Source organism: Devosia sp. ZW T5_3, assembly GCF_044987315.1.
Lineage (GTDB): Bacteria > Pseudomonadota > Alphaproteobacteria > Rhizobiales > Devosiaceae > Devosia.
The window spans coordinates 98,668-112,319 of record NZ_JBJDRE010000003.1; the positions used below are offsets into that span (position 1 = coordinate 98,668).

General features: G+C 62.2%; 12 protein-coding genes. 4 read left to right on the forward strand and 8 right to left on the reverse strand.

Features of this window, described 5'->3' with window-relative positions; translation table 11 throughout:
• Positions 1-35 precede the first annotated feature (35 nt).
• Positions 36-947 carry a homoserine O-succinyltransferase gene (gene metA, locus ACI3KW_RS04675; RefSeq protein WP_404847123.1) on the forward strand — a complete coding sequence of 304 codons (912 nt, stop codon included), beginning with the start codon at positions 36-38 and terminating at the stop codon, positions 945-947.
• A 57-nt stretch (positions 948-1,004) separates the two neighbouring features.
• Here metA and ACI3KW_RS04680 read toward each other — a convergent pair whose 3' ends face one another.
• On the reverse strand, positions 1,005-2,987 hold the full coding sequence (locus tag ACI3KW_RS04680) for a PhoX family protein (RefSeq protein WP_404847124.1): 1,983 nt from the start codon (positions 2,985-2,987) through the stop codon (positions 1,005-1,007).
• Between the two features lie 231 nt (positions 2,988-3,218).
• Between ACI3KW_RS04680 and ACI3KW_RS04685 the strand changes: the two genes are divergently transcribed.
• Positions 3,219-4,670: a YcjX family protein gene (locus tag ACI3KW_RS04685; protein WP_404847125.1), complete on the forward strand. Its 1,452-nt coding sequence runs from the start codon at positions 3,219-3,221 to the stop codon at positions 4,668-4,670.
• Entirely contained in the window at positions 4,667-5,683 is a 1,017-nt protein-coding gene (locus ACI3KW_RS04690) for a YcjF family protein (RefSeq protein ID WP_404847126.1), read from the forward strand. The genes ACI3KW_RS04685 and ACI3KW_RS04690 overlap by 4 nt, the downstream gene beginning before the upstream one ends.
• Positions 5,684-5,768: 85 nt before the next feature.
• Here the strand turns inward: ACI3KW_RS04690 and ACI3KW_RS04695 are convergent, their stop codons facing one another.
• Complete coding sequence (locus tag ACI3KW_RS04695; protein ID WP_404847127.1) at positions 5,769-6,191, reverse strand: winged helix-turn-helix transcriptional regulator; 423 nt, start codon at positions 6,189-6,191, stop codon at positions 5,769-5,771.
• Between the two features lie 95 nt (positions 6,192-6,286).
• Between ACI3KW_RS04695 and ACI3KW_RS04700 the strand changes: the two genes are divergently transcribed.
• Entirely contained in the window at positions 6,287-6,859 is a 573-nt protein-coding gene (locus tag ACI3KW_RS04700; protein ID WP_404847128.1) for an NADPH-dependent FMN reductase, read from the forward strand.
• 249 nt (positions 6,860-7,108) lie between these two features.
• Here ACI3KW_RS04700 and ACI3KW_RS04705 read toward each other — a convergent pair whose 3' ends face one another.
• The 6 genes from ACI3KW_RS04705 to cysG form a co-directional block, all read right to left on the reverse strand.
• A complete protein-coding gene (locus ACI3KW_RS04705; RefSeq protein ID WP_404847129.1) occupies positions 7,109-7,429 on the reverse strand; it encodes a 2Fe-2S iron-sulfur cluster-binding protein in 321 nt (106 codons plus the stop codon).
• Between the two features lie 91 nt (positions 7,430-7,520).
• Entirely contained in the window at positions 7,521-8,546 is a 1,026-nt protein-coding gene (locus ACI3KW_RS04710; RefSeq protein ID WP_404847130.1) for an NAD(P)/FAD-dependent oxidoreductase, read from the reverse strand.
• Positions 8,547-8,697: 151 nt separating this feature from the next.
• On the reverse strand, positions 8,698-9,972 hold the full coding sequence (locus ACI3KW_RS04715; protein WP_404847131.1) for a phosphoadenylyl-sulfate reductase: 1,275 nt from the start codon (positions 9,970-9,972) through the stop codon (positions 8,698-8,700).
• Positions 9,959-11,617: a nitrite/sulfite reductase gene (locus tag ACI3KW_RS04720; RefSeq protein ID WP_404847132.1), complete on the reverse strand. Its 1,659-nt coding sequence runs from the start codon at positions 11,615-11,617 to the stop codon at positions 9,959-9,961. Before ACI3KW_RS04720 ends, ACI3KW_RS04715 begins: the two co-directional genes overlap by 14 nt.
• Positions 11,604-11,927 carry a DUF2849 domain-containing protein gene (locus ACI3KW_RS04725; protein WP_404847133.1) on the reverse strand — a complete coding sequence of 108 codons (324 nt, stop codon included), beginning with the start codon at positions 11,925-11,927 and terminating at the stop codon, positions 11,604-11,606. Before ACI3KW_RS04725 ends, ACI3KW_RS04720 begins: the two co-directional genes overlap by 14 nt.
• Positions 11,928-11,931: 4 nt before the next feature.
• Positions 11,932-13,326 carry a siroheme synthase CysG gene (gene cysG / locus ACI3KW_RS04730; RefSeq protein WP_404847134.1) on the reverse strand — a complete coding sequence of 465 codons (1,395 nt, stop codon included), beginning with the start codon at positions 13,324-13,326 and terminating at the stop codon, positions 11,932-11,934.
• Positions 13,327-13,652: the final 326 nt, after the last annotated feature.

A 13,652-nucleotide genomic window follows, 5' to 3' on the forward strand; every position in this document is an offset into this window, starting at 1 on the left:
ATCGCTTTCCGATCATTCTCGCTTAAGAGGCTGATATGCCTATTCGTATTCCCGACAATCTACCCGCCCGCAAGACCCTCGAGGACGAGGGCGTCTATGTGATGGATTCCACGCGCGCCGCGCGCCAGGACATCCGTCCGCTCGAAATCGGCCTGCTCAACCTGATGCCCAATAAGGAGCGCACCGAGACCCAGTTCACCAGGCTGATCGGCTCGACGCCGCTACAGGTGGACCTGACGCTGGTGCGCATCACCGATCATCAATCCAAGCACACCTCCGAAGATTACCTCAAGACCTTCTACAAGACCTGGGAAGAGGTGCGGACCAAGAAATTCGACGGCTTCATCGTGACTGGCGCGCCCATCGCCAATCTGCCGTTTGAAGAGGTGCGGTACTGGCCCGAAATGCTCGATATCATGGAGTGGACCAAGACCAATGTGCACCACGCCATGTTCATCTGTTGGGGCGCGCAGGCGGCTTTGCACCATTTCCATGGCGCCAGGCGCTATCGCATGGACAACAAGGCCTTCGGCGTATTCCGCCACCAGGTGACCAATCCGCGCTCGCCCTTCCTGCGCGGTTTTTCGGACAGTCCGATGATCCCGGTGTCGCGTTACAACGATATCGATCGGACCACGCTGGGCGAAAACCTCGAAGTGCTGATCGACAATGCGGAGATCGGGGTCTCCATGCTGGGCGACCGCAAGCACCGGGCGGTCTATTTCCTCAATCACCTGGAATATGACAACCGCTCGCTGGCCGACGAATATGAGCGCGACATCAAATCGGGCCTGGATACGCCGCCGCCGGCCAATCTGTTTCCCAATGGGGACACGAGCGTCGTGCCGGAAAACCGCTGGCGCAGCCATGCCCATCTGTTGTTCCAGAACTGGATCAACGAGATCTACCAGACGACGCCTTATGACATGGAAGAGATTGGGAAGTAGCCCCAAATGCAAACCGGCCCTGTGAGGGGCCGGTTTTTTGTTTACAGCACCAATGGCTTAAACCGCGATCTTGCCGCCACCCTGCTTGGTGATGACGACGACCGAGGGGCGCACGGGGAGTGCGTCGTCGAAATCGGGCCAGCGGGTGGAGAGGTCTTCGTAATAGGAGACGCGGCCAAAGCCTTCCCAATCGTCGCCGCCATCGCCGGGATGCTGCACGGCAACGAAGGCCGTTTCATCATCGGGGGTGAAGAGCGGGCCGCACATTTCGGCGCCGACCGGCACGCGGAAGAACAGCTTGGAGGTGGCGCGGGCATCGCCCTCGGTATCCACGGCCCACAGGCCATCGGTGCGGCCGGTAGCGGAAGGATTGTTGCCATCGGTCGAAACCCAGAGGCGGCCCAGCGAATCCACCGCGCAATTGTCGGGCATGCCGAACCAGCCGTTGACCGTCGTGTCGGTCGAGAAGGTCGCGCCGACTTCGGCAATCGAGGGATCGCCGCATTTGAGCAGCACTTCCCAGGTGCCGGTGGTCGAAGCGAAATCGCCATCGGCCTCGGCAATCTCGATGATGTGGCCAAAGGCATTTTCGGCCCGCGGATTGGCTGCGTCGACCTGGTCGGCCTCGCGCTTGGTGTTATTGGTCAGCATGACATAGACCTTGCCGTTGACGCCATTCGGCTGGATGTCTTCGGGGCGGTCCATCTTGGTGGCGCCGAGCAGATCGGCGGCCAGGCGCGTCGCGATGACCACATCGGCCTGGCTGGCAAAGCCATTGGCTTCGGTCAGCGGGCCTTCGCCGTGCACCAGGGGGAGCCAGGCGATGGTGCCGTCTTCAGCGAACTTGGCGACATAGAGCGTGCCTTCGTCGAGCAGGTCCATATTGGCGGCGCGGTCATCGGGATTGAATTTGCCGGCAGTGACGAATTTGTAGACATAGTCGAAGCGCTCGTCGTCGCCGAGATAGAACACCACGCGGCCGTCCTTGTTGACGATCGACTCGGCGCCTTCATGCTTGAAACGACCTAGGGCTGTGCGCTTCTTGGGGATGGAATTGGGGTCCATCACGTCCACTTCAACGATATAGCCGAAGCGGTTGGGCTCATTGGGTTCCTTGGAAACGTCGAACCGGTCGTAGAAATTGGCCCATTCATAGGAGCCCTCCGGGATGCCCAGGCGATCGTAGTTCGCCGCTTCGGGGTGGCCGGCCGGAAGCTCGCCAGCGAAATAGCCGTGGATGTTTTCCTCGGCCATCACATAGGTGCCCCAGGGCGTGACGCCGCCGGCGCAGTTGTTGATGGTGCCGAAGACTTTCTTGCCGCTCGGGTCGGCATTGGTCTGCAGGCGCGCATGGCCGGCGGCGGGGCCGCTGATCTGCATTTCGGTGTTGACGGTGACGCGGCGATTGAGCGCGCCATCCTTGACCACGGCCCATTTGCCGTCAGTCTTCTTAATCTCGACAATGGTGCCGCCATGGGCCGCCAATTCGATATCGACCTGCTCCTTGGAGAGCGGGTTGAGGGTCATTTCGCCCTCGGCCAGCGTCACGATGCCGGGGAACATCAGGTGCGGGTTGGTGTATTCGTGGTTGACGACCAGCAGGCCATGTTCGGAGGAATCCTCGAAGGGGATATAGCCGACATAGTCATTATTGTAGCCGAACTGGCGGGCCTGGGCCTCGGCAGTCTGGGCGGTCGGGTCGAATTCGGGCGCGTCGGGGAACAGGCCATCGCCCCAGCGCAGCAGGATATCGGCGTCATAACCTTCGGCCACGTGGTGGGTCTCGTCGATCCCCGCTTCCACTTCGGGGAAGGAGAAAGCCGAGCCGCCGGCGGCCTTGGCATCCTGGGCGGTAAGAAGAGCCAGCGGGCTGACGGTCGCGGCAATGGCCGACACGGCCAGTGAACCCTGCAGGAACCCGCGGCGCGAGAAACGCGCGCTGATCAGTTCGCCCATGGTAGGATTGGCAGTCATATTGCGGGGCGGCGCATCGGCCGCTTCGAGCTGGGACGTCTTGAAAATGGGGGCTTGGTCGTTCATCGCGGAAAGCTCCTCAACAGCCTGGAAGTTTTGAACCATTCCAATCTGTAGGCAGCGTGGCTGACAGAGGGGCGACATTTACATGACGTTTTGACGACGCGGGTTTTGGCTGCTGGCTCAAACACTTGAGCGAGCGGGCGGAATCATCGCCTGTGGATAGCCCCTTGCACGCCGCTCTTGCATTGTCGCCGCCAGCCCTTACTTTCTGCGGGCACATGGGAGGCTCGACGTTTGGCTCAATCTCCAACCACCATCGTGGATGAACTGGGCATTGCCCTGGCCAATCTGAGCGACGCCGCGACCGGCGCCTTTACCCCGACGCTGCGGCTGGGGGTGACCGGGCTGAGCCGGGCGGGCAAGACCATTTTCATTACCGCGCTGGTGCATAATCTGCTGACGGGTGGGCGCCTGCCGGGCTTCACGCCACTGGCCGAGGGACGATTTATCGGCGCGCGGCTGGCCGAATATCCCGATGCGACCATTCCCCGCTTTGCCTATGAGCGGCATCTCGAAGCGCTGACCGGCAAGACGCCGATGTGGCCCGACAGTACGCGGCAGATCTCGCAACTGCGCATCGTGCTCAAATATCAGAGCAATCGCTGGTATTCGGGGCTGCGCGGACCTTCGACGCTGAACCTCGATATTGTCGATTATCCCGGCGAATGGATTTTGGACCTGCCCCTGCTGGGCCTGTCCTTTGCCGAATGGAGCGCGGAGGCGCTGGAGCGGGCGCATCGCCCGGGATCGGGCAAGGAGGCCAAGCCGTTCCTTGAACTGCTGGGCTCGATTGATCCGCATAAGGAGGCCAACGACCCGGATGCAGAACAGCTCGCGGCGGCGTTTACCAATTATCTCCGGCGCAGCCGGGAGCATGGGGCACTGTCCACCCTGCCCCCAGGCCGGTTTCTACTGCCGGGTGACCTCGAAGGCTCGCCTGCGCTGACCTTTGCGCCGCTGCCGCCTTCGGACCAGCGCGCCCGCTCATCGAGCCTTTATGCCATGCTGGAGCATCGCTACGAGGCCTATAAGGACCGGATCGTGCGGCCATTCTTCCGCGATCATTTTGCCCGGCTGGACCGGCAGGTGGTGCTGGTGGATACGCTGCGGGCGCTCAATGCCGGGCCGGCTGCAGTGGCGGATCTCGAGACGGCGCTGACGGCAGTGCTGTCCTGTTTCCGGCAGGGCGAGAGCAATCCGCTGCTGCGGCCCTTCATGCGCAAGATCGACCGGATATTGTTTGCCGCGACCAAGGCCGACCATGTGCATCACACCAGCCACGACCGGCTGGAGGCGATCCTCAACCGGCTGGTGGCCAGCGCCAGCAAGCGGGCGCGCTTTGCCGGGGCGGAAACCAAATCCATTGCGCTGGCGGGCATTCGCGCCACGCGCGAGGGCAGCATTGTCGAGAATGGCGAGACGCTGCCGACCATTATCGGCACGCCGATGGCCGGTGAGGTGCTGGATGGCACAAGCTATGACGGCAAAACCGAAATTGCTCTATTTCCCGGCGACTTGCCGGAGCGGCCGGATTCATTGTTCGAGGATGGCACGCCCGTGGCACTGAACTTCCTGCGCTTCACTCCGCCGCAAAAGCTCGACCGCAATGCGGCGGGCGACGTGGTGTTGCCCCATATCCGGTTTGACCGGGCGCTGGATTATCTGGTGGGAGATTGGCTCGCATGAAACGCCCTATTGCCCGCCCGACAGCGACGATCACCGAGGATAGCGAAGCGCTGCGTGTGCCGCGTGCCTTTGCACCAGCCAAGGTGGAGATTGCCGAGATCGATTTTGACCCATCGGTAGATGAAACCCTCGCCGCGCCGCCACCGCGCCCCATGGGCTGGCTTGGGCGGCTGGCCTGGACCACGGGCGGCGTGCTGCTGTCAGCGGGGCTGGGGGTGGCCGCTGACCGGCTGATCCGCGATCTGTTCGAGCGCAATGAATGGCTGGGCTGGGTCGGGATCGGCGTGCTGGTGCTGTTCGTGCTGGCCGTATTGGTGCTGGCGGCGCGGGAGATGTTTGCGCTGCGGCGGCTGAAGGTGCTCGATCATCTGCGGAACGAGGCAGCACAGGCGACTGCCGAGAATGACCAGCACAAGGCCAAGCATGTGGTGGAGCGGCTGGAAGCCATTTATGCGGCCCGACCCGATCTGGCGCGGGCACGGCAACATGTGGCCGATAATCTGCCCCATCTGTTCGATGGGCATGAGGCCATTGCGCTGGCCGAGCGGAGCCTGATGGCGCCGCTCGATGCACGGGCCAAGACGCTGACGGCGGCCTCGGCGCGGCGCGTGGCGCTGGTGACGGCGGTGTCGCCGCGCGCCTTGGTCGACATTGCCTTCGTGATCTACGAGAGCATAAGGCTTGCCGGGGCCATTGCGGCGCTTTACGGGGCCCGCCCAGGCTTTTTCGGCTCTTGGCGGCTCACCGGGGCCGTGCTGGCGCACTTGGCGGTGACGGGGGGCCTCGTGCTGACCGATGGCATTGTCGAGCAACTGGTGGGTCAGGGGCTGGCGGCCAAGCTATCAGCGCGGCTGGGCGAAGGCGTGGTCAATGGGTTGATGACGGTTCGGGTGGGTATTGCCGCCATGCGCGTGGTGCGGCCGCTGCCGTTTGAAACGCAGAAGCAGCCCATGGTGCGGGATTTCATTCCGGAACTGACCAAGGTTACGGCGGATGCAGGGAAGGCCGCATAGAGGGCTGTTCGCGAACGGAGAGCCACCCTCGATCCCTCCCCTCAAGGGGGAGGGAGGCGACCACACCGAACTCAGAGCAAGATGCCTATTCCGCCGCCTGCATTGGCCGATGCAGCACCACCCTGCCCTTGGGTTTGGGCCTGGCGTCGGGGTGGGCGTCGAAATAGCGCATCCGGGCGGCGATGACTTTAGGGCGGTTGTTGACAGCCCAATTGCCCAGCGCTTGCAGCGGCCCCTGCAGGTCGCGGCCCAGCTCGGTCAATTCATAATCGACCCTGGGGGGAATCGATGGCGTTACGGTGCGGGTGACGAAGCCGTCCATTTCCAGATCGCGCAGCGTGGCAGTCAGCACTTTCTGGCTGATGCCGCCGATGACCCGCTTGATTTCGCCGAAGCGCATCGGGCCTTCGCTGAGCTTGTTGATGATCAGAACGGTCCACTTGCCGCCAATCTGATGCAGGATTTCGCTGACCGGGCGGCAATCGTGGTGGGGCTCAATTGGTTTCATTCAGGTGCCTATCGTATCGCAAAAGTGCCGTCTTGCGGCATCGGATATAGTCACTCATATAGCCTCAGTCTCTAACGGATACCATAGGCTTTATCATGAAAACCGTTGCCGTCCTCGTTGGCAGCCTGAGCCCCAATTCCATCAACCGCCAGCTGACCCGGACGCTGGAAAAGCTGGCCGGCGGCAAGCTGAAATTCAACTATGCCGATCTGGGCAGCCTGCCCCATTATGACAACGAATTGTGGAGCAACCCGCCCGCTGCGGTCACCCAGTTCAAGCAGCTGGTGGAAGGCGCCGACGCCGTGCTGATCGCCATGCCCGAATTCAACCGCTCCTTCCCCGCGCTGATCAAGAACGCGCTGGATTGGGGTTCGCGGCCCTGGGGACAAAGCTCATGGCATGGCAAACCCACCGCGCTGATTGGCGCCTCGGTTGGCGCCGTTGGTACGGCGGCGGGCCAGGGCCACTTGCGGTCCATCCTGCCGGTCTATGGCCTGATCCTAATGGGTCAGCCGGAAATGTATTTCACCATGAAGCCGGGCCTGATCACCGACGACCTGGAAGTAACCGACGAGGCAACCGCGACGTTCCTCTCGGGTTGGACGGACAAGTTTGCCGCGTTCATCGAGCGCTATGGGGACGTCGCGCTGGACATTGCGGCGGAATAGTTCGACGCCGATCTGCCTCCCTCCCCCTTGAGGGGAGGGATTGAGGGTGGGGGTGCTGAAGGCTCCACCAACATTGGATTGGTAGAGGCCGCAGCACCCCCACCCTAGCCCTCCCCTCAAGGGGGAGGGGATTGGATTGGGGCTCGCCGGCTATTAAGCCGTCCCACCCATAAACAGAGGTCCCCGCTTTCGCGGGGATGACATTGTTGGGTGGAACAAAATTTGGGGCAGTGCTGAGCCTTTGCCGGCTCAATCCTTGGCAGCACTTGGCGCCAAAGTCAGCTTGAGCCCATCAAGCGCGTCGCTCATCAATATCTGGCAGGAGAGGCGCGAATTGGCGCGGACGTCGCCGACGCCGTCGAGCATGTCCTCTTCCTCGTCGCTGGGGGCGCCGACCACGTCCATCCAGTCTTTGTCGACATAGACATGGCAGGTGGCGCAGCTGAGCGCGCCGCCGCACTCGGCCTTGATGTTGAGGCCCCAGTCACGGATCACTTCCATGGCACGCCAGCCCTCGAGCCCTTCAAGCTCGTGGACGTCGCCGGCCTGGTCGGTGACTTGGATTTTCATGGGCGCTTCCTCAACTCCGGGGCGTCCATACCCCCCTCCCGGCCTCCCCCGCAAGGGGAAAGCCCGCAGACTATTCGACAGACTTGGGGTTTTAAGCCACGCCCAGCTTCTTCTGCAGCTTGGTGGAGCTGGTGGTGTATTGGAACACCACGCGCTCGTCCGGCGAGACGATCTTCTTGGCAGCCTGGGCCATCAGCGCCGCTTCGTGGAAGCCGGAGAGGATCAGCTTGAGCTTGCCCGGATACCAATTGATGTCGCCAATGGCGAAAATGCCGGGCACCGAGGTCTCGAACTTTTCGGTATCGACCTTGATCGTGTTGTCGTTGAGCTCAAGGCCCCAATCGGCCACCGGACCCAGCTTCATGGTGAGACCAAAGAAGGGCAGCAGGCGCGTTGCGGGCACCGAGAGATCCCCGGCATCGGTGATCAGGTGCACATGGTTGATCTGGCCGTTCTCGCCATCGAGCTTGCCGATCTGGCCGGTGAGGAAGTTGATCTTCCCCTCGCCCACCAGTTCCTGCATCTTGTTGACCGAAGCGGGGGCCGCCTTGAACACGGCGCGGCGGTGCACCAGGGTCAATGAGCGCACGATGGGCTGCAGGTTGAGCGTCCAATCCAGCGCGGAATCGCCGCCGCCGACAATCACCACGTCCTGGTCGCGGAAATCGTCCATCTTGCGGACGGAATAGAACACTGACTTGTTTTCAAAGGCTTCGATATTGTCGACCGGCGGGCGCTTGGGCTGGAATGAGCCACCGCCGGCAGCGATGACCACCACCTTGGCGTGGAAAATCTCGTCGGCATCGGTCGCCAGCTTGAACGAGCCGTCTTCCTGCTTCTCGATGGAATTGACCATGCGATTGAAGTGGAACTCGGGCGCAAACGGCGCGATCTGGGCCATCAGATTGTCGGTCAGATCCTGGCCGGTCACCACCGGGAAGCCGGGAATGTCATAGATCGGCTTTTCGGGATAAAGCTCGGCACACTGCCCGCCGGGGCGGTCCAGAATGTCGATGAAATGGCATTTGAGGTCGAGCAACCCGAGTTCGAAGGCCGCAAACAGCCCACAGGGGCCCGCGCCAATCACAACAACGTCGGTGACGATTTCAGTGCTCATGCTTTTCTCAAAGTCCGTTCTTGCCGAGGCATGACAGTTTACCTCGGTGTCATTCCCGGCAAAGCGGGAACCTCTGTTTCAGCAAAACGGGGGTTCCCGCTTTCGCGGGAATGACCCTGTGGGTTAATGTGATAAACCCGCTCCACTTACCTCAATGGGCGCGGCGAAGGAAGGGGCGCGTGCCGGCGGGAACTTCGGTAATGCCCACCGGCTGGTAGAACAGCGCCACCTCGGGCAGGCGGTTCTCGATCAGCGCCTGTCTTGTCGGCTCGTGGGACACCACGAAGGCATTGAAGCCGCAGCGGCGCATCAGCGGAATCTGGTCCTGAAGCACATCGCCTATCGCGCGGATTTCATTGCCATATCCATAGCGCTCGGCCAGCAGCCGGCCCACCGAATAACCCCGCCCATCGGTAAAGGCGGGGAATTTGATGGCGATGGAGGCAAAGCGGCCCAGATCGGCCTCGGCGTCCTCGATCCGGTCGCCCGGCACGATCAGCAGGCCCAGCGGATGCGGATTGGCCAGCACCGCATCGCGATTGGCCAGGAACACGGCCAGCGGCACGTGCTTGTAGCTGACGGTCGCGGGGTCGTCGCTTTCGGCCCATTCATGGAATGGGTCAGCGATGAAGGCGCCATCCTTCCACAGAGTGTGTTTGGTCGCGGCAGTCATCGGCTTGGCGATCGCTCCGTTGAAATCGAAATGGATGCCGCACTCTTTTTTGTTGAGGCCGCGCCACCGGCCGGCGCGCGGGTCCTCGCCCTCGGCAACCACCGAGGTGCAGGGCGCGCAGCCGATCGACTTGTAGCCCTTAGCGAAGAGCGGGTGCTCGGGCAAGCCGTGGTCGATCTTGTATTGGTTGACATCGGCATCGGAGAAATAGGCCAGCGGATTGACCTTGATGCGATCGTCGCTCGTCAGCTCGAAATGCGGCAGCACGCCGCGCTCCTTGGTCTGGAAGCGCTTGCGGCCCGTGACCCAGCCGCCATATTGCTCGGTGACCGGCTCCAGCGGCTCGGTCTTGCGGATATGGCAGCAAGAGTCAGGGTCGGTTTCCCACAGGTCGCCGGTCGGGTCGAACCGCTTCACATCCTCGGAATTGGGATGGAGGGCATGCACATTGATCAGGCCGAGATGCTTTTTCAGCGTTTCGACATAGTCCAGCGTTTCGCGGAAGTGCTTGCCGGTTTCGAGGAAATAGACCGGCAGGCTCGGATCGACCTGCGCGACCAGGTGCAGCAGCACGGCGGAGTCCGCACCAAAGGACGACACGACAGCCAGATCGCCCGCGAGGATTTCGCTGGCGGCCTGGCGGAGGACGCCGACAGCATCCATTTCGTCGAACATACCATTGAGCGCCAGAATGCCGAGCGCGCGCAATTTGTCATGCGCGGCCGGAACGGGGGCCAATTTAGGCATTGCCATAGAGGGCCTCCTTGAACGGCGCTTCGCCCAGGCGGCGATAGGCGGCGATGAAGCTTTCGTCAGCGCTGGTGCGCTTGGCGATATAGGTATCGACCAGCGTTTCGATGGCGCCGGGCACGGCATCAGCCTCAAAGCCGGGGCCGATGATCTTGCCCACGGAAGCGTGCTCGGTGGCGTCACCGCCCAGGGTGATCTGGTAGAGTTCGCCGCCCTTTTTCTCGACGCCCAGAATGCCGATGTGACCGACATGGTGGTGGCCGCAGGCATTGATGCAGCCGGAAATCTTGATCTTGAGATCGCCGATTTCGGCCTGCCGCTTGGGCTCGGCGAATTTCTTGGAGATTTCCTGCGCGATGGGGATCGAGCGGGCATTGGCCAAGGCGCAGAAATCGAGGCCCGGGCAGCAGATCATGTCGGTGATCAGCCCATTATTGCCTTCGGCAAGCCCCGTGGCGACCAGCGCGTCATAGACGGCCCGGAGGTCGGCAATGGCGACATGCGGCAGGACCAGGTTCTGCTCGTGGGTCACGCGCAACTCGTCGAACGCATAGCGCTCGGCAATATCGGCAATGTCGTCCATCTGCTTGTCGGTCGCATCGCCCGGGGCGCCGCCAACCGGCTTGAGGGAGATGGTGACCGAGGCATAGCCCGGCTCGCGATGCGAATTGATATTGTGATCGAGCCAGCGGCCATAGGCGGGATCGATGATGGACTGATAGGCCACATCGATCTTGGTGGCCGGCTGCGCCTTGAATTGCGGCGGCGCGAAATAGGCCGTGATGCGGTCCACTTCCTCGGATGGGAGGGTCAGCACACCGCCGCGCACTTCGGCAAACTCGGCTTCCACCTGCCCCTTGATGGTCTCAAGGCCTTCTTCGTGCACCAGAATCTTGATGCGTGCCTTGTACTTGTTGTCACGGCGGCCATAGCGGTTATAGACCCGCATGATGGATTCGAGATACGCCAGCAGGTGCTCATTGGGCACGAAGCTGTTGATCAGCTTGCCGATCATCGGCGTGCGACCCAGACCGCCGCCAACCCAGACTTCCCAACCGATTTCGCCGGCCGCATTGGTGGCGGCTTGCAGGCCGATATCGTGGAAGCGGATGGCAGCGCGATCGTTCGGCGCGCCGGTGATGGCGATCTTGAACTTGCGCGGCAGATAGCTGAATTCGGGATGCAGGCTCGACCACTGGCGCAGGATTTCGGCAATCGGGCGCGGATCGATGATCTCGTCCGCGGCAGCACCGGCGAAATGGTCGGCGGTGACATTGCGGATGCAATTGCCCGAGGTCTGGATGGCATGCATTTCGACCGAGGCCAGCTCTTCCAGGATCACCGGAATGTCTTTGAGCTTGGGCCAGTTGAACTGGATGTTCTGCCGCGTGGTGAAGTGGCCATAGCCGCGATCATAGGTGCGGGCGATATGGGCAAACTTGCGCATCTGCTTGCTTGACAGCGTGCCATAGGGCACCGCGATGCGCAGCATATAGGCGTGCAATTGCAGGTAGAGCCCGTTCATCAGCCGCAGGGGGCGGAACTGGTCTTCGCTCAGCTCGCCCGACAGGCGACGCCTGACCTGATCGGCAAATTGGCTGGTGCGGCCCGCAACGAAAGCCGCGTCGAATTCGTCATATCGATACATGACCGTCCTCACCCAGATGCTGGCGGTCGTAGATCTCGCCGTTCAATGTCAGGGGCGCGGTAGGACCCGCTGCCCTTATGCGTTCACGCAAGCGCTTGGGGACGACAACGCCGTCCACCTGGCTCACTTCCTCGATCTCAAGACTGATGACGCGGCCGCCGGCCTTGGTCGCGACCAGGGCTGCATCGCGCTCGGCCGTCTCCTCCTTGCCGAAGAGCCGGGCGGCTTGCAGGTCCTCCACCCAATTGTTGTGGGCGTCGAGGTAAACCGTCGCCCCCGATATCAGCTCATTGCCGGTCAGAATTTCCATGCTGCTATGCTACCTTGAAGCTCATGCCGGCGAGCTGGGCCGCATCTGCCCAATCACCGGCCTCAACGGCTTCGCCTACGAAAATGATTGCCGGACCTTCGGCAAACGCCACGGCATTGGCCGCCAGCGTCCCCAAAGTTCCGGAATAGGTGGATTTGTCGGCCCGGCCCGCATTGACCACGATGCCGATGGGCAGCGCGGGGCTGGCGCCCTGCTCGATCAGGCGGGCGGCAACGTCTGGGGCGATGGACTTGCCCATATAGAGCGCCAGCGTCAGGCCGGATTGAGCCAGGGCCGCCCAATGGGTCAGGTCGCTATCGTCGGCGCCATGGGCGGTAGCCATGACGAAGCCGCTCGAGACTTTGCGCAGGGTGACCGGGGTGGCGGTGTCCGCGGCAGCGGCAAGCGCTGCACTGACGCCGGGCACGATCTGATAGGGCACGCCGGCCTTGCGCAGCGCGGCGATTTCTTCGCCCGCGCGGCCGAAAATCATCGGATCGCCGGATTTGAGGCGGGCGACCTTCTTGCCCTCCTTGGCGAGGCGAACGATCAGCGTGTTGATCTGGGCCTGCGAAAAGCTGTGGTGGCCCTTGGCCTTGCCGACGGAGATCTGCTCGGCGTCGCGGCGGCCCATCTGCACCACGGTATCGGGCACGAGCTGATCATGCACGATGACATCGGCTTCCTGCAGCAGCCGCTGGGCGCGCAGGGTGAGCAGGTCTTCCGAACCCGGACCGGCGCCGATCAGCCAGACGACGCCATTGACCTGGGCATTATCGGCGTGCTGAGCCAGCAGGGTTTCGGCGGCAGCAGCGCCCTGCCCTGCGGCTTCGGCGGCCTCAATGGCGGGCGAGGTCACCAGCGCCTCGTAAAAACGACGGCGGGCGGCGCCATCGTGAATCAGGCTCTCAACCTTGTGGCGCAATCCACCGGCAAGCCTGGCGATTTTGCCGATGCGAGGCGACAACATCGCCTCGATGCGGGCGCGAACCAGACGGGCCAGAACCGGCGCATCGCCTTCGGTTGAAATGGCGACGGTGAGGGGCGCACGGTCAACGATGGAGGGCGTGTAGAAATCGCATTCGGCGGGGACATCGACCACGTTGAGCGGGATGCCACGGGCGCGGGCTTCAACCTTGGCGCGGTCGGCCGCGGCGCTCTCTTCGGCGACGAAAACCAGAGCCGTATTGTCGAGATCGGCGGCGATGAAATCGCGCTCCATCAGGGTGACGGAGAGGCCGGAAAAGTCGGCTTCGATCTGAGGGGAGATAATCACGACCTGAGCGGTCGTCTTAGTCACCAGCCGGGCTTTGTTGAGGGCTTCTTCACCACCGCCGACGATGACGATGCGCAGACCCTGTACCTTGTAGCTCAACGGAAATGTGTTGAGATAACCCATTGGAACCCTGTTGTGAGTGGCGGGCAAAATAATCCACTCCGGCCCGAATACACAAGGCGTTGAAATTCAATAGCTTTTATATTTCCCTAGCGGGGCATGGCGTGGAACGCCGACAATGGGAATACCACAAACCCGCTAAATGAATCTTTCCGCCGGGGAAGCGGAGAAAATTTTACTCTCGGGATATGGCAGGGACGTTCTCACAAACACGGTGTCATTCCGGCGCAGGCCGGAATCCATGCTGTGTTCCCTCCCACTCATCCAATGCATGGATGGCCTTCAGCATGGATCCCGGCCTGCGCGGGGATGACATCGTGGGTGGGGCG